The 19,888-nt window shown below is 58.2% G+C and carries 16 protein-coding genes; 7 read left to right on the plus strand and 9 right to left on the minus strand.

The features are described 5' to 3' along the window. Positions 1-22 precede the first annotated feature (22 nt). The 3 genes from ABIE59_RS02070 to ABIE59_RS02080 are packed head-to-tail and all read right to left on the minus strand — an operon-like array spanning position 23 to position 2,217. On the minus strand, positions 23-523 hold the full coding sequence (locus ABIE59_RS02070; RefSeq protein WP_354444171.1) for a L,D-transpeptidase family protein: 501 nt from the start codon (positions 521-523) through the stop codon (positions 23-25). A 59-nt stretch (positions 524-582) separates the two neighbouring features. Then, positions 583-1,260 carry a TetR/AcrR family transcriptional regulator gene (locus tag ABIE59_RS02075; protein WP_058090121.1) on the minus strand — a complete coding sequence of 226 codons (678 nt, stop codon included), beginning with the start codon at positions 1,258-1,260 and terminating at the stop codon, positions 583-585. Positions 1,261-1,320: 60 nt separating this feature from the next. Continuing rightward, entirely contained in the window at positions 1,321-2,217 is an 897-nt protein-coding gene (locus ABIE59_RS02080; protein ID WP_354443804.1) for a hypothetical protein, read from the minus strand. A gap of 156 nt (positions 2,218-2,373) precedes the next feature. Here ABIE59_RS02080 and ABIE59_RS02085 point away from each other — a divergent pair, with 156 nt between their 5' ends. Further along, the gene (locus ABIE59_RS02085) at positions 2,374-2,997 is read left to right on the plus strand and encodes a riboflavin synthase subunit alpha (protein WP_354443806.1); all 624 of its coding nucleotides are present in this window, start codon (positions 2,374-2,376) and stop codon (positions 2,995-2,997) included. A 4-nt stretch (positions 2,998-3,001) separates the two neighbouring features. On the opposite strand, the gene ABIE59_RS02090 is transcribed toward ABIE59_RS02085, so the two are convergent. From ABIE59_RS02090 to ABIE59_RS02110, 5 genes are all read right to left on the minus strand, one after another. Next, complete coding sequence (locus ABIE59_RS02090; RefSeq protein WP_354443808.1) at positions 3,002-4,135, minus strand: class I SAM-dependent methyltransferase; 1,134 nt, start codon at positions 4,133-4,135, stop codon at positions 3,002-3,004. A 184-nt stretch (positions 4,136-4,319) separates the two neighbouring features. After that, complete coding sequence (locus tag ABIE59_RS02095; RefSeq protein ID WP_354443810.1) at positions 4,320-5,387, minus strand: class I SAM-dependent methyltransferase; 1,068 nt, start codon at positions 5,385-5,387, stop codon at positions 4,320-4,322. Positions 5,388-5,529: 142 nt separating this feature from the next. Beyond that, complete coding sequence (locus ABIE59_RS02100; protein WP_354443812.1) at positions 5,530-5,703, minus strand: hypothetical protein; 174 nt, start codon at positions 5,701-5,703, stop codon at positions 5,530-5,532. 124 nt (positions 5,704-5,827) lie between these two features. After that, positions 5,828-6,505: a carbonate dehydratase gene (gene can, locus ABIE59_RS02105; RefSeq protein WP_354443814.1), complete on the minus strand. Its 678-nt coding sequence runs from the start codon at positions 6,503-6,505 to the stop codon at positions 5,828-5,830. Positions 6,506-6,570: 65 nt separating this feature from the next. Beyond that, a complete protein-coding gene (locus ABIE59_RS02110) occupies positions 6,571-11,451 on the minus strand; it encodes an NAD-glutamate dehydrogenase (RefSeq protein WP_354443816.1) in 4,881 nt (1,626 codons plus the stop codon). Between the two features lie 165 nt (positions 11,452-11,616). On the opposite strand from ABIE59_RS02110, the gene ABIE59_RS02115 reads away from it, so the two are divergent. Genes ABIE59_RS02115 through ABIE59_RS02140 form a run of 6 tightly spaced genes read left to right on the plus strand, consistent with a single transcriptional unit; the run spans position 11,617 to position 18,546 of the window. Next, positions 11,617-12,579 carry an AAA family ATPase gene (locus ABIE59_RS02115; RefSeq protein ID WP_354443818.1) on the plus strand — a complete coding sequence of 321 codons (963 nt, stop codon included), beginning with the start codon at positions 11,617-11,619 and terminating at the stop codon, positions 12,577-12,579. Between the two features lie 32 nt (positions 12,580-12,611). Next, positions 12,612-13,550: a DUF58 domain-containing protein gene (locus tag ABIE59_RS02120; RefSeq protein WP_354443820.1), complete on the plus strand. Its 939-nt coding sequence runs from the start codon at positions 12,612-12,614 to the stop codon at positions 13,548-13,550. Further along, the gene (locus tag ABIE59_RS02125) at positions 13,547-14,014 is read left to right on the plus strand and encodes a DUF4381 domain-containing protein (protein WP_354443822.1); all 468 of its coding nucleotides are present in this window, start codon (positions 13,547-13,549) and stop codon (positions 14,012-14,014) included. Before ABIE59_RS02120 ends, ABIE59_RS02125 begins: the two co-directional genes overlap by 4 nt. Beyond that, a complete protein-coding gene (locus tag ABIE59_RS02130) occupies positions 14,011-15,030 on the plus strand; it encodes a vWA domain-containing protein (RefSeq protein WP_354443824.1) in 1,020 nt (339 codons plus the stop codon). Before ABIE59_RS02125 ends, ABIE59_RS02130 begins: the two co-directional genes overlap by 4 nt. Continuing rightward, positions 15,023-16,825, plus strand: a complete 1,803-nt coding sequence (locus ABIE59_RS02135) for a VWA domain-containing protein (protein WP_354443826.1) — start codon at positions 15,023-15,025, stop codon at positions 16,823-16,825. The genes ABIE59_RS02130 and ABIE59_RS02135 overlap by 8 nt, the downstream gene beginning before the upstream one ends. Beyond that, the gene (locus ABIE59_RS02140; protein WP_354443828.1) at positions 16,819-18,546 is read left to right on the plus strand and encodes a BatD family protein; all 1,728 of its coding nucleotides are present in this window, start codon (positions 16,819-16,821) and stop codon (positions 18,544-18,546) included. Before ABIE59_RS02135 ends, ABIE59_RS02140 begins: the two co-directional genes overlap by 7 nt. A 31-nt stretch (positions 18,547-18,577) precedes the next feature. Here ABIE59_RS02140 and ccmI read toward each other — a convergent pair whose 3' ends face one another. Next, positions 18,578-19,855 carry a c-type cytochrome biogenesis protein CcmI gene (gene ccmI, locus ABIE59_RS02145; protein ID WP_354443830.1) on the minus strand — a complete coding sequence of 426 codons (1,278 nt, stop codon included), beginning with the start codon at positions 19,853-19,855 and terminating at the stop codon, positions 18,578-18,580. Between the last annotated feature and the right edge of the window lie 33 nt (positions 19,856-19,888).

Below are 19,888 nucleotides of genomic sequence, written 5' to 3' on the forward strand. Positions count from 1 at the left end.
GTATCCCTCTGAATGACAGTAATTAGTGAATCAGGACCCGCGTGCCGGGTACGACCCGCTCAAACAGGTCTGCAACATCCTGGTTACGCATGCGAATACATCCGTGGGAGCGGGGAACCCCCATCGGCTCGGAATCCGGAGTACCGTGGATATAAATAAAACGGCGAAATGTATCAACGCCCGGCCCGCGATTACGCCCCCACTCACGGCCGCACAACCAGAGAATACGTGACAGTATCCAGTCCCGCTCCGGGTGCGCCGCAGCCAGCTCCGGTGAATAGCCCTCACCGGTCGGCCTGCGAGCTATGAACACCGTGTTAAGCGGCAGGCCATCACCAATCATGGCGCGAACGTAGTGTTCACCCCGCGGTGTGCACCCACTGGCGTTCTGCTCACCGGGGCCATTCAGCGCTGTGGATATCCAGTAGCGGGCTAACGCCTGCCCGTTCGCGCCCACCAGCACCAAAGTCTGATCGGCAATGGAAACCTCAATGTGCGAGACAGGTTTGGATGGGGTATTCACAAGGGACACGGCTCCCTCCGGTTAAAAACCAGAGGGAAGCCTACCCGAGGCGGGGAACCTCAGGCAACAGAGACTTTGCTCTCAGGTGGCGGAGCCAGCAATTTATCGGGCGCCTGCATGCCGGCGGCCAGGAACGGCACCAGCCTGGCAGCAATCTCCTGCACGGAGGTTTCAACACCCAATTTGTTCTGCAGAATATCCCGCAAGGCATCACTGCTGGACATGGTGAACGCCGTAGCTCCCAGCATAAACTGGATACGCCAGTAACGGTCAACAGCGGTGAGCTCCGGTGTGGCTTCTTTGAGCAGCCGCATGAACCGGCCAAACGGCTGGCTGTATTCCTGCTCCAGAAACTTTCGCAGATGGCCCTGGGACTGGGTGTAAGCAAGCCCCAGCAAACGCATGAAGATGGAGATGCCACGCTCATTGCGCTGGGGCATTCGTATCGCGCTCTCAGTGAGCGCCCAAAGAGTCTGGTTTAACGTGGGGGGATTGCCATCACACCGTTCTTCCAGATCGTCGAAGGCAGTTTCCAGGGTCGCCGAAAATGGCGTCAGAAATCGGGCGAAAACCGCGTGGATCAGCGCGTTTTTAGACCCAAAGTGATAATTGACAGCGGCCAGATTTACTTTAGCCTTACTGGTAATCATCCGAAGTGATGTTTCGGAGAACCCACGCTCGGCAAACAGCTCCTCGGCAGCGTCGAGTATGCGGTCAACGGTATCAGACTGCGCCATGTTGTTTTCAGTGCCTCTAGCAAACGTCTGTTTGAAACATACGTTTGAAGACTCGCCATGTCAAGTTCGCTCAACCGGCAGCGCAGCAACAGATTGCCAGCCCTTGTCGATGGCCTCCTGATTGCCGTCAAAAAATGCTTGCTGCACCCGACTGTATGCCTTTTCCGCTTCCAGCATATAAATCAGATACAGGCGCACATACTCTCTTCTGACCAGATGTTTCGCCAGCACCCTCTGCTCGCTCAAGCGAATAATATCGCTGAACCTGGGATGCTTCAGCGCAGGGTTATAGTCCGCCATCCGGGCGCATTGCCAAACCAGCCCTTCCTTGCCCTCCAGATGCTCGACGTGCTTCCGAGCATCACGCAGCAGGCGCTGCCGCTTAACCACAAGGTCCAGATAGGACGGTTTCTCGGTGTAGATCCGCCGAATCATCGGCACCCCCAGCAACAGGATGATCACGAAGGCTCCAAAGCCACCACCGGCAATCCAGGCCGGAATAAAGCCCGTGAGCCCGGACAGAAAAATGGTTGCTGCCACCAGTGCGCTGAATACCCACAGATCGCGACTGCGGCGGGCGGCAGCCATCTGGTAGTTGGTTGGCCAGTCAGACATGGACAACAGGTCGAAATCCATCAACAGCACACGATCACACTGACGCAACACCAGCCTGAGTCTGCGCTGCTTGGATTCCGCCAGCGCCTGCTCAACATTGCCCTTTGATTCGCTGTCTGCACCCTCGCCCCGATCATCATTGGCCTGCTGCTCAGCAGGCTCCGGGGCGTCATCAGACGCTGCTCTCTCGGCCTCCGAGGCTTGCAGCGCTGCGGTGCGCTGAGCCGCGTTCAGCGCAGCTCCCGGAGCCTCAGGAGCAGGATCTGCCGCACGGCCCGGCCTCAGGACCGCGCCTGGGGCATTGGCATCGTCTGTCAGGTTCTGCGCTCTTTGCTCAGCCATGAGGCCACCTTATCGGTTCGTTCCTTTTGCAAGTATCGGCCATTACGACTGTTTCTTGAATGTCCTCTTTGCCGACGCTTGCCCAGCTGGCTTTCTTGGCAACCGATCCGGCCACCGGTATCCTTGCTCCATCATTCAGGGTTCAGGAGCATCACTATGTTTACCGGAATTGTTCAGGGTATCGCCAAAGTCACCGAGATTATTGCATCACCGGGCCTGAACACCCTGGTTATCGACTTTCCGGATGCACGGGTTCAAGGCGTAACCATCGGGGCCTCAGTCGCGATCAACGGCACCTGCCTGACAGTCACTCGCCAGGACGGAACCCACCTGTGTTTTGACGCCATGCAGGAAACCCTGCGCATGACCACACTGGGAGAGCTGTCTCCCGGAGATACGGTAAACTTTGAGAGGGCGGCCCGCATTGGCGATGAGATCGGCGGGCATCTGCTCAGCGGCCATGTTCACACCACGGCTACCCTGGTGGACATCATTCGGCCCGAGAATAACGTGACATTGTGGTTCGAGATTCCATCAGAATGGCAGAAGTACGTGTTCCCGAAAGGTTATATCGCCATCAACGGCGCCAGCCTGACCATCGGCGAGGTTCGGGACAACCGGTTTAACGTGCATCTGATTCCGGAAACCCTGCGCGCGACCACGTTCGGGAGTGCGGAGCAAGGACAGAAAGTGAACATTGAGGTCGACAGCCAGACCCAGACCATCGTAGACACCCTGGCCCGGCTCGGCTACGACCGGCCGCCGACAGCCAGGCGCTAAGGGTTCACAGGCAAGCTTCAAAAACGACGAAACGCGGGCTTGCCGCCCGCTGCACCACACTGCTGAAATAGCGTTTCAGAGAGCGGTGATACCCCAGGTGGCGATTCCCCACTATCAACAAGGTGCCCTCGGGTTCCAGGTGCCGGGCAGCATCCCGGAATAGCCTCAAGGCAATGTGATCGCCTACTACCCCACCCTCATGAAACGGCGGGTTGAGCAGAATCAGCTGATAGTTTCCCGCGCCTCTGTCGACGCCATCGCTGTGGCAGACACTGGCCCTCGCCTCGAAGCCACAACGACTAAGGTTATGCCACACACTGGCCACAGCCTGGGCCGACACATCGGCAAACTCGACCCGGATATTGTCGCGACAGGCCAGCGCAGTCAGTCCAAGAACACCATTGCCACAGGCCAGGTCCAGTAACCGGGCACCACTCGGGAGCCGGGCGACAGCCGGCGCTACCAGCGGCAATAGCTCACGGGTACCAATATCCAGACGGTCCCGGGCAAACACCGCAGGCATGGCCTCCACGGCGACTGGAACTTCCGGAACGGGATACCCTTTCCAGAGCCCCGACCAGCCCGCCAGCCTCACCTCTCCCCGGCGACAGACCACAACTCGCGCCTTTTTGCGCGCTGGCAGAACAGCTTCGGTGGGCATCGCCTCGGCAAATACGTCCACACTGCGATCGGGAAGGTGCTTGATCATGCCCCCGGCAAGCAGGTAACCATTGTCTGCCAGCACAGAATTCACCCAGCGCAGCAGCCAACCCAGATACTCACTCTGGCGGGGGACACGCATCACCACCAGATCGAAAGGCCCCTGAGGTGGATTCAGCCAACTGGCTGGCTTTGTCGGGAAAGGAACCTCCGGGTTCAAAGAGGCGTTGGTACTCAATGCGCCCGCCAGAACAGCGCTGTCTGCTACCGATACTGGTGTGTAATCAGACAGCCCAAGTGTAAGTGCGCCAAACTGGTCATCCACCACCAACACACGATCTCCGGCGTGCACACGGCGCACGGCTTCGTCCAGAAGCAGCTCATCCGCTGCATCCCAGGCACGCAAGTTCGGATCACTCACACCGGGGCGGCAGAGCACTCGCTGTCCAGCAGAGAACTCTAACGTTGCGGTTGTCATTTTGGGCACTCTGTTTCAGGTTTGATGAAAATGACCGGTTTTAGGCTGTTTACTCTAGAAAATAATCTTAAGTTAGAACTGTTCACGCCGAACACCCTTTCCGGTTACGTCGCCCGGCACTTCACACCCGGACGATCGGCACTTTTCCGGAGATAAACCTTTGCCCCTTACCCCAGGGGCTTTTTTATGGGCGCAATCCGGCACTGGCGCGGCGAAAGGCCCGATAAACCGTAAATCGACGGTCCTGAGCCAGCCGCTCTACCGGCCCGATATGCCGCTGGATGTGGCCCTCGTAGGCCAGAAAACTGTTCGCCACCAGTCGCAACTCCCCTCCAGGCACCAGATGAACGGCCACGTCCCGAAGAAACTGCTCTGTCATCGATGTGTCGGTTTTGACCCCGCTGTGAAACGGTGGATTGGTCACCACTGCCTGCCAGCGCCCCTCGAGGCCCGAAAGCCCATCGGCCGCGTGGATCTGGCCACTCGCAAGGGCTCTGGCGTAGGTTGCTTCGGCACAGATTACCGCCTGTGCCTGGACATCCACACCATCAACGGTCACCGGTGGGCGCCCATGCCGTTTGGCAAAGCCCTGCAACCAGCTACCGATCACGCCCGCACCGCAAGCAAAGTCGAGCACGCGTTCCGCCTTCAAGGGCGACTCCGCCAGTGTCTCGAGCAACATGCGCGTGCCCGCATCCAGCTCCCCTTCACTGAACACCCCTGGCAAGCCTGCCACAGCCATTTCAACACCAGCACACTCAACCTGGCTCCAGCGAATCCACTCACGGATATCGAATACCAACAGGGGCTGGCTATTGCTGCCGACCCAAACCTGACAATGTCTGGCACTGTCTACCTTACCCGTATCGGAAGCCACTTCCTGGAACTGTCTGACAGCACCACCAATGCCTTCTTTCTTCTCGCCAATCAGCACTAACCTGGCACCTTCGCGACCCAGAAAGCGCGCCATGGCCAGCCGCAACGCCAGCTCTGCCCTGGCTTTAGGCAGAAAAACCACGACCGTGTCGTAACTTGCGGCGGACAGACCACCAGTATCGTAGCCATAACAGGCCTGCCAGTCCGACTGCTGCACCAGTGCGCTGTATACGCCTGCATGCTCACTCATGGCCAGGCCACTGTCACCGCATTGAGACAGCACAGCCGGCTCGCTAACGCCCAGTACAGCAAGCCGGCCCTGCAACAGATCGCGGTTACGAAGAAGAATGTCGTGGGTATTGGTCAGTGCAGACATGGATAACAAGCCCGTTGGATCGTAAAACGGGCTATGCTAACCGGAAAAAAGCCCTGAGTCTGCCATCACGGCACATCAGGGCTTTATCAAAAAGGGAAACGGAACGGTCAATCAGGGCACCGGCGGGCACATGGCGAAAGTCTTACTTATATCGCGCGACCGTGCCAACACGCAAAGCATCTTCCGGTGACATTCCCCAGTCTTCCTGGGGACGAGGTTCGCCTTGCTTGCTGTCCCGACGATGGCGGTTCATGTTCCCGCCTGCGTTTCTGCGAGCCTCAATAGCACTCAGGGCCTTTTGCATCAGTTCTTTCATGGTCACCTCCCTCATTACTACAGTACCTAATGTACCAAACACAGGGGTGACCATCTGTGATGACGCAAGGGGTCAACAAGTGACGCTCGTCACGATTCTTTGACACTTTTTGACATTCAGGATGTCATGTTTTTTGACGTCCTGACCGGACCGGTCGCTCCACCAAGGCCTGGAGGTTTTTCTGGCGAACTTTTTCACGCTCCTCTTCACCGGTAATCGCCAGCCCCATATCCCGAAGCAGGCCGTCGGCCACATCGTAGACAAACCCATGCACGGTAAGGGTTTGGCCGCGGCGCCATGCTTCCAGGAGAATGTTGTTCTGACACACGTGGGCCACCTGTTCCAACACGTTCAGTTCGCACAGGCGGTCCACCCGGTCCTCAACCGTTGGCAAAGCATCGAGAACGGACTGGTGGCGGTCCCTGACATCCTGTACATGGCGCAGCCAGTTGGAAATCAGACCAAAGCCCTCGTTCAGAAGCGCTGCTCGCACTCCACCGCAACCATAATGGCCAACCACCATGATGTGCTTGACCTTAAGCACGTCGATCGCAAACTGAAGCACCGACAGGCAATTGAAATCCGTATGCACCACCACATTCGCCACATTGCGGTGCACGAACAACTCCCCCGGCATAAGATCGACAATCTGATTGGCCGGCACCCGACTGTCTGCACACCCAATCCAGAGATATTCCGGCGCCTGCTGATTCTTCAGGCGCTCGAAAAACTTCGGATCGCCAGCTTTGATGCCGTCTGCCCAGGCACGGTTCTTCTCCAATAAATGTTGCAGGTGTGGCATTCACACGTCTCCCGGCATTGATTCCCGCCCGGGATTGAACGGGAATCAACGGCATAACGCAATAGTCAGTTGGTCTTGGCGTCTTCGGGCGACTGATGCATGGTACTCTGGGCTAGATCCAGAAGCTCACGCAATGCCACTGAAAACATGGCATATTCGGGCTCCCGAGCGCTCTTCAGCTCAGCCAGCATGGCTTTCCACCGATCTATCATGGGCTGATGCTTTACCTGCCAGGCGTCCACGCTGGCCATGACATCTTCCGGTTTTCTCGCCAGTTTGAGGACGCCCGTCGTCAGAGCCCGTTGCTGCCAATCCAGATCCTCCCGGAAACTCTCACGGGCCAGCGCCTGCCAATGGGAATTCGGTGTCAGCACGGCAATGGAGTTGGCGAACCAGTTCAGGTCGAGCCGTTCACCCAGATCGTAGTAGAGGTTGGCCACGGTTTTCAGTGGCATATCAGTTGCCTCCTGAGCTTCGATAATGCCCAGGGACGAGTACAGATACCCGGTACCGGCCAGTACCTGGGCCAGGTCTTTCGGCAGCCCGGCACTGGCCAGGTCTGAATGGCGTTTCTCCCAGACCGCACAGGCCTGCTCGCCCAGGTACTCTGGCAGGTTGGAGGTAATCGCCCAGACGCTGTCAGCAAACCGTTCCATGTGGTTCTGGATATTGAGCTCGGCACGGCGATTGCGCAACAACCAGCGAACTGCGCGGCGCATCAGGCGCATCAGGTCCTGCATCAGTTCCATCTGCAGGCTCGCCGACACATGGTAATCCATTGCTTCAATGCGGTCCCACCAGTTATCGATGCGGAACACGTCCCGGGCGATAATCCAGGCAAGGGCAATGGATGCTGCATCGGCGCCCGTTGACTGGTTCAGCCGCTCGACAAAGGTGATACCCATGTGGTTAACCATGTCGTTGGCAATCTGCGTCGCGATGATCTCCCGGCGCAACTGGTGCTCACCAAGCTCTGAGGAAAACCGCTTGGTGAGTTCCTTCGGGAATACTTTGTACATTTCTCCGGCCAGCAGCGGGTCATCCGGCAGGTCGCTATCTATTAACGTCTGTTTGAGGTCGCCCTTGACGTAGGAGATGAGCACTGACAATTCCGGTCGGGTCAGCCCCTTCTTCACCAGTTTGCGCTCGGACAGCGCCTCGTCGGCTGGAAGAAACTCGAGGTCGCGGTTCAGCTTGCCCTGGTTTTCAAAGGTGTTCATCAGCCTGCGATATTCTTCCAGGCGCGGTGCTGTATCGATACTGGCAATGCTGATCGCCTGGGTCTGGCGGTAGTTGTTCTTGAGTACCAATGCAGAAACATCATCGGTCATTTCTTCTAGCATGATATTACGCTGCTTGCCGGTGAGATCGCCCATGGCGACCGCCCGATTGAGCAGGATTTTCATGTTCACTTCATGGTCTGAGCAATCCACACCGCCGGAGTTGTCGATGAAATCAGTGTTCAGACGGCCGCCCTTCAAGGCATATTCGATACGACCGAGCTGGGTTAAGCCAAGGTTGCCGCCTTCACCAACCACCTTGCACCGAAGCTCGCCACCGTTAACCCGAAGCCCATCGTTGGCTTTATCGCCCACATCCGAGTGGCTCTCAGCGGTGGATTTCACATAGGTGCCGATACCGCCCACCCAAAGCAGATCTACTTCTGCCTTGAGAATGTGGCTAATCAGCATGTTGGGCGGAACACGGTCTGCTTTAATCCCCAGCAACTTTTTCATCTCCGGGCTGACCGGGATAGACTTGGCGCTTCTGCTGAAGACCCCACCGCCCTTGGAAATCAGCTTGGCATCATAATCAGTCCAGGCCGATCGGGGCAGCTCAAACAGCCGCTTGCGCTCCTTGTAGCTCTTTTCCGCATCCGGGTTCGGGTCAATGAAGATATGAATGTGGTTAAAGGCCGCCACCAGCCGGGTTTTCTCCGAGCACAATAAACCATTGCCGAAGACATCACCGGCCATATCACCAATGCCAATGGCGGAGAACTCGTCTACCGCCGGGTTGATGCCCATTTCACGGAAGTGCCGCTCAACCGACACCCAGGCTCCCCGTGCGGTGATGCCCATTTTCTTGTGGTCGTAGCCATTGCTGCCGCCGGAAGCAAACGCATCGCCCATCCAGAAGCCATAATCAGCCGCCAGTCCGTTGGCAATATCAGAGAAGGTCGCCGTGCCCTTGTCTGCAGCCACCACCAGATAGTGGTCATCCTCATCGTGCCGGATGACCCGCTGCGGCGGCTCAATGGCTGAGTCCACCAGGTTGTCAGTGATATCCAGAAGTCCCCGAATGAAGGTTTTGTAGGCAGCAATTCCCTCAGCCTGGAACGCCTCCCGGTCTGAAGCGTCCGGCAAACGTTTGGCTACAAAACCACCCTTGGCGCCAACAGGCACGATGACTGCGTTTTTCACCTGTTGGGCCTTGACCAAACCCAAAATCTCGGTGCGATAGTCCTCAAACCTGTCTGACCAGCGCAAGCCACCACGGGCAACTTTTCCGCCACGCAGGTGCACCCCCTCTACCCTCGGCGAGTATACAAAGATCTCGAACATGGGCATGGGCAGAGGCATGTCCGGAATCCTGGATGGGTCAAACTTTACACTGATGTAAGGTTTCGGCTGGCCGTCCGCATCCGGCTGGTAATAGTTGGTGCGCAAAGTGGCCTGCATCAGCTCCATGAACAGCCGCAGCACTCTGTCTTCACTGAGGTTTTCCACTTCGTCCAGGCCGGCGTTGAACTCGATTTCAAGCTTTTGCTGGGCCGCCTGGCACTTGCCGAAGCTCTGGAAACGGTCCGGATTGAAGCGGATTTCGAACAGCTCCAGCAGTATTCGAGTCAGATTGACATGGTTAACCAGAGTGTTGGAGATAAAGGTCTGACTGTTGGAGAAACGGATCTGGCGCATGTAGCGGGCGTAGGTCCGCAACAGCGCAATTTCTCTCCAACTCATGTAGGACGACAGCATCATTCGGTTAAACGCGTCGTTCTCGGCTTCACCGTGCCATACCCGGCGGAACAGCTCTTCAAAGATCGGGCGAATACGATGAATGTCGACCACGGTTCCCGAATGGGCCTGCAAGGTGAAATCGTGAATCCACACCGTCTTGCCGGCACGATCAATGACTTCGAAAGGATGCTCGCCAATGACCCGGAAGCCCAGGTTGTCAAAAATCGGCATCACGTCCGACAGGGGCAACGGCTCATCCGGATAGAACAGTTTGAAATGCAGGGTGCTCTCGTCTTCCTCCAACGCCCGATAGAAACTCATGGCCAGGTCATCATTGCGGGCAGAGGCAACAATGTGCTCAAGATCAATCGCAGCCCGCCGGGGCGAAAACATATCTGTATAGCTGGCCGGGAACCCACCCGCCCAGACCCGGTACATCTCATTGCCGTATTCTTCACCGTAGGCTTCGCTCAACGCCTCATACAGCCCATCACGCCAGGATTGCGCCAGCTCGATGACCTTGTCCCGGATTTCCGCCAGCGGCAGCTGTCGGTTTTCAACCTGTGGCACCCGGATGGTGAACTGTACCCGGGCCAGCACCGATTCGGAGAAGTGGGTAACAAACTCAATGTCTTCGGCTTCCAGGCGGTCCAGCAATACCTGCTCCACCTTCAACCTCAATTCGGTGTTGTAGATATCTCGGGGGAAGAACGCCAGGCAGGTCACAAACTGGCCATAGACGTCTTCACGCATGAACAGCTCGATTCGACGGCGCTCCTGGATGTACAGGATGCTCTTGGCCACCCTCAGCAGTTCGTCGGTTTCGATCTGGAACAGCTCGTCACGGGGGTACAGAGTGAGAATCTGCACCAGCTCCTTGCCTGCGTAGTCGTCGGTCAGGAAGCCGGAACGCTTCATAACGCTCTGGAATTTTCGGCGCAACAGGGGGATTTCATCGGGCCGCTCATTGTATACCCGGGCCGTGTAGAGGCCCAGGAACCGTCGTTCGCCAACCACTTCACCCTTGCTATTGAATTTCTTGACCGCGATGTAATCAGGGTACGCTGGGCGATGCACCCGGGAACGCTGTGCCGACTTGGCAAAGATGAAAATATCATCCGTACGGGTCATTTCGTGCCGGGTTCGCTGCGGCAGCTCATTCAGGCGAACCTTGTCGGGGCGCTCATTATTTACCCGGAGAATGCCCAGCTCCGAATTTTCCACCCGGCGGACCACCATACCCTGCTTGTCTTTGGCGAAGTCGTATTCGTCATAACCCAGAAATGTGAAGTGCTCTTCCACCAGCCACTGCAGGAAAGCCTTCGCCTCCTGCTTTCCTTCGTCACTGATGCCGGCCGTGGTGGCCTCGAGTTCGGAGAGAATCTCACTCACCTTACTTTGGACAACCGGAAAGTCCTCCACTGCAATCCGCACCTCATGAAGCACATTCTGCAGAGCATCCTCAAGGTTACGCAGATCTTCTGGCGCGCTGTGCCGGTCTATTTCGAGGACAATAAACGATTCATAGGCTGCGCCGGCCGTCGCCTTTTTAGTGGATAGCAATTTCTTGAGTTTGCCATCCTTGTCCCGCTGAAGATTCAGGATGGAATACTGAATCGAGTGCGTGCCGATCTCACGCTGATTAATGGCAATTCGTAGCGAGTCGATCAGGAACGGGATGTCAGGGTGCAGGATAAAAATGACGGTGTGAGTGGACTGCCACCCGTCGCTTTCGAGATCGGGATTGAATACTGAAACAGGCGTCGCCCCGGCATTACGCTTCTGTATAAACTGCCACGCCGCAAGCATCGCACCATAGGTATCTGAAAACCGGCGACTCACCAATTCCTCAAGGGGAACATGCGCATAATGCTGTCGGGCGAATTCCGCAATCTTTTTTGCCTCGGTCTTCGCAATTTTCTCTGAGAACGCATCGGCCAACTGTTCGAAAAACTGATCCTTGCTGGCGATTGTCAGCGCATTCATATCCAACCTCTGGTTTGTGTGAAATAAACGTAATCAGGGTATCGTCACATAAGCATAGTCAAGCCCTTGATTTTTGCCGGCCAGACACCAAAACTGCGGCAACTACTTACGCAGAATTTCGTCCCGCGCCCGCTGGACTATCAAGAACCAAGAGCAAAAAATTTCATGTCGTTACAGCAAACGTTTGGTGACCTCCGTATACAGCTGGCAAAGCGCATCATCGGGCAGGAAAAACTGGTGGATCGGCTGCTGATCGCCTTGCTGGCTGACGGCCATTTACTGGTGGAAGGCGCCCCCGGCCTGGCCAAAACCACCGCGGTAAAAGCACTCTCCGACCACCTCGAGGGTGATTTCCACCGTATCCAGTTCACCCCGGATCTACTGCCCTCTGACGTCACCGGCAGCGAGATCTACCGGGCCGAAACCGGCCTGTTCGAATTCCAGCGCGGGCCAATCTTTCACAACCTGGTGCTGGCCGATGAGATCAACCGCGCACCGGCCAAGGTTCAGTCCGCCCTGCTGGAAGCCATGGGTGAGCGCCAGATCAGTGTTGGCATGCAGACCTTCGCATTGCCCAAACTGTTCATGGTGATGGCCACCCAGAACCCGATCGAGCAGGAAGGCACCTACCCGCTACCGGAAGCCCAACTCGACCGGTTTCTGATGCACGTAGTGATTCACTACCCGTCCGCCGATGCCGAGAGACAGATTCTGCACCTTGCCCGCAGCGACTACCGTCAGGGAATCCCGAACGTAGACATTCGTCTAACAGAGGATCAGGTGATGTCTGCACGCCAGGCGGTATCGGATATCTTCATGGCAGAACCGGTTGAGCAGTATCTGTTAGCCCTGATTCTCGCCACCCGGGATGCCGCCAGCCTGGACCCGGAACTGGCCCGCTGGACCGCATTCGGCGCCAGCCCCCGTGGCACCATTGCGCTGGATCGTTGCGCCCGAGCCCTGGCCTGGCTGGACGGCAGGGATTACGTCACACCGGACGATGTCCGGACCATGGCCTTTGATGTACTCCGGCACAGGATTTTGCTGACTTTTGAAGCCGAGGCTGAAGGCATGACCGCAGACACCGTGCTCCAGAGACTGATTGACCAGGTTCCGGTGACAGCCTGAAGTTACCTGCAGCAGGAGGCAGTAACGACAGCATGGCTAACGCAATTCCCGCCACCCACATCTCCTTGCAAGAGCTGGTGCGACTGCAGGCTGACGCCCGGGCACTAAAGCTGCCTTCGGCACGGCCGGTGCGGTCCCGTCAGTCTGGCCTCCGACAATCTCGCCAGCGAGGCCGTGGAATGACCTTTTCCGAAGTTCGTCAGTATCAGCCCGGTGACGATATCCGGAGCATCGACTGGCGAGTAACCGCCCGGCGTCAGGCTCCCCATACCAAATTGTATGAAGAAGAACGGGAGCGTCCGGTTCTGCTGATCGCTGATCTTGGGCCCACCCTGTTTTTCGCCAGCGTCGGCGCCTATAAACAGGTGCGCTGCGCCCAGGTCACTGCATTGCTCGCCTGGCTGGCGTTGTGGGCGGGCGACCAGGTAGGCGGACTGGTGTTCAACGGCGAAAAACTGGAGGTGCTACGCCCGGCGCGACGCCAGAAATCGGTACTGCGGCTGCTGGATCAGCTCGCCGGCCTGCAGCACCAGTCTGACTCACCACCCGCCCCGTCGGCCGCCAGTGAGCATCCGCTGGATAAAGCCCTGGCTGAAGCCCGCCGGGTAGCCCATACCGGCAGTCGGATTGTCGTGATCAGCGATTTCATGACGATCACAGACAACACAACCAGCCTTTTGGGCGCACTGGCAAGACACAACAGTGTCAGCGCCATACGTATTCTTGACCCGCTCGAGAAGGAGCTGCCATCAAAAGGCCGGTTTGCCGTTGCCGGCCCGGATGGTCCAGTCTGGTTCGATGCCTCCAACCCCTCTTTCCAGAAGGCATGGCGTGAGAAAGTGGCCAGCCATGAACAACACCTGGCCGACTGCTTCCGCACCTCCGGTGTTCAGGCAGCAACGATTCTGACCCATCAGGAGCCGGCTGCCGCGCTTCGTGTTTCGCTGGGCCCGGGAGGTCGAATCGGATGAACGGACAGGACCCACTGGCCCAACTGCGGGACATCCACCTGCCAGAAACCGGCGGAATCTGGCCCCCGGCGCCCGGCTGGTGGCTTTTGGCAATATTGTGTGCCGTTGGCCTTGTGGTCGCGGTTATTCTTTGGCGACGGCAACACCGCAATACAGCATGGCGCCGTGAGGCCCGCCGCTTGATGGCAGATCTTGAAGCCCGTGCCAGCATGACCCCTGGATGGTTCAGTGAACTCAACGCATTACTGAAGCGCGTGGCGCGGCGGAGCCACCCCGGTCAGAATCCGCAAGCCATGTCTGGCGAGCAGTGGGTAGCCTTTTTACTGGCAACCGCGCCTGACGAACGAATCGCTTCCCGGCCGGTGGTGGAGGCTATGGTGGCCAGCACATGGCAACCCAGACCCACGGCCGATCCGGGCCAAGCGTTGAATTTCGCGATCCGCTGGCTAGAGGCGCAGCTATGATGAGCCTCGCTTACCCCTGGCTTTTGTTGCTGGCACTGCTGCCTGCACTGTTGGTCATCGGGCGACCTGGCAAGAAGTCTGGCGATGCACCGGTGATCCCGGTCGGCCACTGGCTTTCCGGGTTACCCGGGGTCAGCAATAATGGCCAGTCAACACCCCGGTGGCGGCAACTGTTGTTGTTGCTGGCCTGGCTGTGCCTGGTTGTGGCCCTCGCAAGGCCCCAGCATGTTGGCGAACAGATCCAGATGCCGGTCAGTGGTCGCGACCTGATGCTGGTGGTGGACATTTCGCCCAGCATGGATGAAAAGGACATGGTTCTGCACGGCCGCGGCATCGACCGGCTGGAGGCGGTAAAACGGGTGCTGGACGATTTTATTGACCACCGTGAAGGTGACCGGCTGGGGCTAATATTGTTTGGCACAGAGCCCTATGTGCAGGCCCCACTGACTTTTGACCGGGAAACCGTGCGCACCCTGCTGCATGAATCCGGCATTGGCATGGCGGGACGGGCAACGGCCATCGGTGATGCCATCGGCCTGTCGATCAAACGCCTGCGCGACCGCCCCCAGGAGCAGCGGGTAGTGGTGCTGCTGACAGACGGCGCCAACACCGCCGGCCAGATCACGCCAGACAAAGCCACGGAGATTGCAGAGGCCGCTGGCGTGAGGATCTACACGGTCGGCATCGGCGCCGATTCCATGGTCCAGCGAGGGCTTCTGGGGACCCGTCGGGTCAACCCGTCCCGGGACCTGGACGAAGACCTGCTCACCCGCATGGCCGAGCAGACAGGCGGGCGCTATTTCCGGGCCCGGAGCCTGCCGGAACTTGAAATGATCTACGACAGCATCAATCAACTGGAGCCCATTGAACAGGAGGGGCAATTCTATCGGCCCGTCACCGAACTCTATGTCTGGCCAGCCAGCGTATCGGTCGCTCTCTGGATGATCCTCATGGCGACACGGCTGGGCGCGGGCATGCGGCGCAGGACAGATAAACCGGAGGCAGACCATGGCTGATTTACACCTGATCCGCCCGCTCTGGCTGCTGCTGGCCCTGACCATACCCCTGCTCTACGTGATGCGCGATCGGCTCCGGCAAGGGGGTACCGGCTGGGAACACTACATTCCGCAAGCGCTTCTGAACCCGTTGATCCGACGCCAGGGCCAGCAACCCGGAGCCAGGCTCCTATCTCCCCTGCTACCGCTGAGCCTTGGCATACTCGTTGTGGCGATCGCGCTCTCAGGCCCCAGCTGGCGACAGGCGCCGACTCCCCTCAAACAGCCAGAGGACAGTCTGGTCATCGTGCTGGATCTGTCGCTATCAATGCTGGCAACAGATGTTGAGCCTGACCGGCTGACCCTGGCCAAACGCAAGATCCGGGACATTCTGGCGGTCCGGGACGGAGGCCTGACCGGACTGCTGGTGTATTCTGGCGATGCCCACGTGGTGACACCCCTGACCGAAGATCGCCGCACCATTGAAGCCATGCTCAACGTGCTGGAACCGGCCATCATGCCGGCCCAGGGAAATCGGACTGACCTTGGAATCAAGCGCGCTGTGGAGCTGCTGGAACAGGGGGCTCCCGGCCGGGGCCGGATTCTGCTGATTGCCGATGACGTGCCAGCCCGACATCACAACGATATCCGTACCCATTTGCATGGCACACCATACAGTCTGAACACCCTGGCAGTAGGCTCCCGGGAGGGCGGCCCCATCCCCCTGGCCAAACGCGGCTTCATCAGGGACAACGGAAACATTGTCATCACCCGTGCCGACCCGGAGAACCTTGCCCGGCTGGCGAGAGAAAACCGTGGCTTAAGCCACGAACTGACCCTGGGTGACACCGACATCCAGCAACTGAGACTGCAGCCGGTGATCAGTGATGACTGGTATCAGGGCCAGGATGGACTGACTGTCAATCGCTGGCAGGATGATGGCTATTGGTTATTGTGGCTTGCACTGCCTTTGCTACTGCTGGGCTGGCGAAAAGGCGCCTTTGCCATTTGTGCGATGGCTATCCTGCCGCTGACATTCGCTCCCCGACCGGTGATGGCCTTTGACTGGGGAGGACTCTGGCAGCGAGAAGACCAAAGAGGACCTTCGTTGATCGAGCAGAACCCGGCTCGGGCTGCGGACCTGCTTCAGCAACCAGGCTGGCGCGGCTCAGCCCTGTACCGGGATGGCAAGTTCGATGATGCCGCCCAGGTATTTGCGGACCAGCCCGGCGCCACTGGTCATTACAATCGGGGTAATGCCCTGGCTCGTGCCGGGCAACTGGAGCAGGCTCTCGAAGCCTACCAACAGGCCCTGGATGAGGATCCCGATTTCGAGGATGCCCGGGCCAACCATGACCTGGTCAGGCAGTTGCTGGAACAACAGCAGGAGTCCAGCTCACAGAATGGCGATCAGAACCAGGATAACCAGGACCAGCAAGACAGTTCCGGTGACCAGAACCAGGATTCACAGCAGGGAGATGGCTCAGAATCGGAGCAGAACAATCAGGGCAATGACCCCGGCCAATCCCGCCAGCCAGACGCCGATCAGCCCGATGACAAAGGTCAGAACGATGGGGAGCCGGACCAGGATACAACGGAAAGCGCCCAGCAGGCACCGTCCGACCCTACAGAGCCGGATGCCGGTGAGCAAACCGCTGAGGCGCCGGCGGCCATCTCCGAACAGCCCCTCACTCAGGGCCAGGAGCAGTGGCTCAGGCGCGTACCCGACAACCCCGGCGGACTGCTGCAGCGCAAGTTCCTGCAGCAACACCAACAACGTCAGACCACACCGGACGAGGGCGACACACCATGGTAAAACGCTTTCTCATAACCATCAGCCACCTTGGACTGCTGCTATTGCTGATAACCTCTCCGGCCCTGGCAGACACCCTGTCTGTGGAGCCAGACCGCACCCGGTTGTATCAGGGGGAAGTGCTCACACTGACGGTCAAAGGCTCAATGAAAATCGACATCAATCTGAATAACCTGTTCAACTTTGATCTTTCCCAGTTGCCATCACCGGATATTGAAAAGGTCGTACCGGATTTCGAGATTCTTGCGCGGAATCAGCGCTACAGCGTACAAACAGTCAACAATGAAATGGTCGGCGAGATTACCTGGACCTACCAGCTGGCGCCCACCCGAACCGGCACTCTGACCATCCCGGAGCTGACGTTCAAAGATGCCAGCTCATCCCCGGTCACGATCGAGGTGACCGACGGCACCCCACCCAATCAACCCGCTGCAGCCAGAGACAGCTTTATCGAGCTGGCAGCGGATAAAGCCGAAGTGTATGTACAGGAACAACTGGTGCTGACTATCCAGCTGTTCTTCTCGGGCAACCTGATACGGGGCGAGCTATCGGAACCCGAACATCCCGATGCAATCATTGAGCCCCTGGGCAAACAGCGGGAATACGCTCGCTACCGCGACGGGGTTCGCTACCGGGTGGTCGAGCGACGCTATGCCATTTTCCCGCAACAACCAGGCGAACTGACGTTATCCCCGATCCGTTTCGAAGGGCAAGCCCGTGACGCCTCCGGCCAGCTCCGCTTTCTGCGAGACCGCCAGGAGCTCTTTGATATAAGGGTAAAGCCAGTACCCGACAGCTATCCCGCCAACCAAGCCTGGTTGCCTGCCAGCCAACTAAGCCTGACCGATGAAGGGCTACCGCCCTCCGGGGAACTGCAAGCGGGTAGTAATCTGAACCGCAAACTGACACTGCAAGCCGTTGGCCTGCCTTCCGAAGCTCTGCCGGCACTGCCCCAGACGGTACCTGATGCCATCCGCAGCTACCCGGAACAGCCGCTCAGGAATACCGAAACCACGGCAGACGGCCTGCGCTCGACCCTTCAGCAAGTCTCTGCTCTGGTGCCGGTGCAATCCGGCGAAGCCATGCTCCCCGCGATCCGCATCCCCTGGTGGAACACCCAGACTGACCAGCTCGAATACGCGGAATTGCCACCCCGCCGATACGCAATTGCAGGAGGGAGCGCTGTGATTGCCGCGCCCGTGTCGGAGTCCGGAGCAACGCCTGACACACGGCCCGACACTGTTGATACGGCCCCATCCGGCTCCGTCCAGATCTCGCCTTGGTTCATTACAACGTTCGTTCTGGCAGGTTTATGGCTGGCCACCGCAGGGTTGTGGTGGTACTCCCGCAAACGACACGCACCACCAAGGCACGAAGGCCATCAGGGAGATGCGAGCGAACGGCAGGCTTTCAGCAATCTGAAAGCGGCCATTGCCGCCAATTCAGCACAGACTACCGGGCTGATTGTGAAATGGGCAAAGCTGAGATTTCCCAGGCAGACGTTCGTTACTCTGGAAGATGTGATCAACTTCAGCGGTAATGCCGACCTTGCGACAGCGGTCCGGCAGTTTCAGAAAGGGCTGTTCTCAAATCAACCGATATCATCCGGCGATCAGGTGGCCAGAGAACTGACCAGACATCTTGAAGCTCTCCGGAGCCATCAGTCAGCAACAGCAGACACGGCGGGTTTACCGCCTCTGTACCCCGCTGACCTATCAAACTGACGGGCCAGCCGGGTACACGCCATTGTTTGGATCAGTTTGTGAGTTTCTGATTAATCACCAGTTGTACCGGCTCGCCCTGCGCCTCAGGTGACTGTACCTGAGCCTCTACCCTGCCCTGCCAGTCGCCCGGTTGAGGATTAACACTGCCGGTGCGGCTGAGCCGGGCAATGATCACTACGTCCTGCTCGGCCGAAATAGTGGTTTCCGGTGACATCGCATAGCGATCATCCAGCCGGATCTCCACAGGCAAGGCACCGGCGGTCAGCCGGGCAACCGCCACCGGGGCGCCTTGGCTGGTTCCCGCTGCACGGGCAAAAATGAACAATGCCGTATCGGCAGGTACCTGATTCTGCAGATCTTCGTCCAGAGAGACCCACAAAGAAACACCCGGGCCGCTTGCCGCCACTGGCTCGGTGGATTGCTCTGACGCCGGTGGCTGCTGCCCCAGGCGACGATAGGACTCATCAATACCACCGCGAATTGAAGCTATCTGAGGGTGATCCGGTGCCACCTCAACAATCCGTTCCCAGTAATCGATTGCCGCCTGGTAGTCCTGCTGGCTGAACGCACTGATGCCCAGCAAGCCCAGAGAGTTCACCTCATCCGGATTTCGTGCCTGTGCCGCCTCAATGGATTCCAGCACTTCCGGTGTCAGTTCACCCTGGGTGGTGAAGAACAGTGCCTGTGCCGCCAGACCGTGAGCGACAGCGCTGGATGCCGGGTCTTCGTCAACAACCAACGCCAACCGCCGGAACGCTCGGGCCGCATCTTCATAACGCTCGATGCGCATGTAGGTTTGGCCCAGCATGGCCCAGCCGTCAGCGTTATCCGGGTTAGCCTCCAGGCGAGTACGCAACTGTTCGGCCAATTCGGATACCCGAGCCACCTGCTGGCCACCGGAGGCATTCATCTCCTGCATGGTCAGGTACTGTTCAACCTGCTCCATGGCCCCCCAGCGATCGTAGGCCAGAAAAGTGCCGGCGGGCAGCAGCAGAACCGTCGCCAGGCCGATGACCATAGCACTGCGACGCCCGGGAATGCGTTTCTCAGGCACCGCATTCTCTGGAACGTCATCCAGCATCGCGCCGGCCAGCTCATCCTTGAGCAGTTCGTATGTTTCATCATCCAGAATGCCTGACTCGTGTTCATTATCCAGCTCTTTCAGCCGGCTGCGATAGGCAAGCAGGTTCTGGTTTCTCAAATCGGTTTCCAGTCTCGTTTTCGAACGGTGGAAAACGACCGGGTACAGTACAAACGCCAAAGCCAGAAGAATGAGTACCGTTGCGGCAATCCAGAATGTTTCGGTCATGGAGATATCATCACAGTTGAAAATGTATTACCG

This window comes from Marinobacter sp. MBR-99 (genome assembly GCF_040547575.1).
Taxonomy (GTDB): Bacteria; Pseudomonadota; Gammaproteobacteria; order Pseudomonadales; family Oleiphilaceae; genus Marinobacter.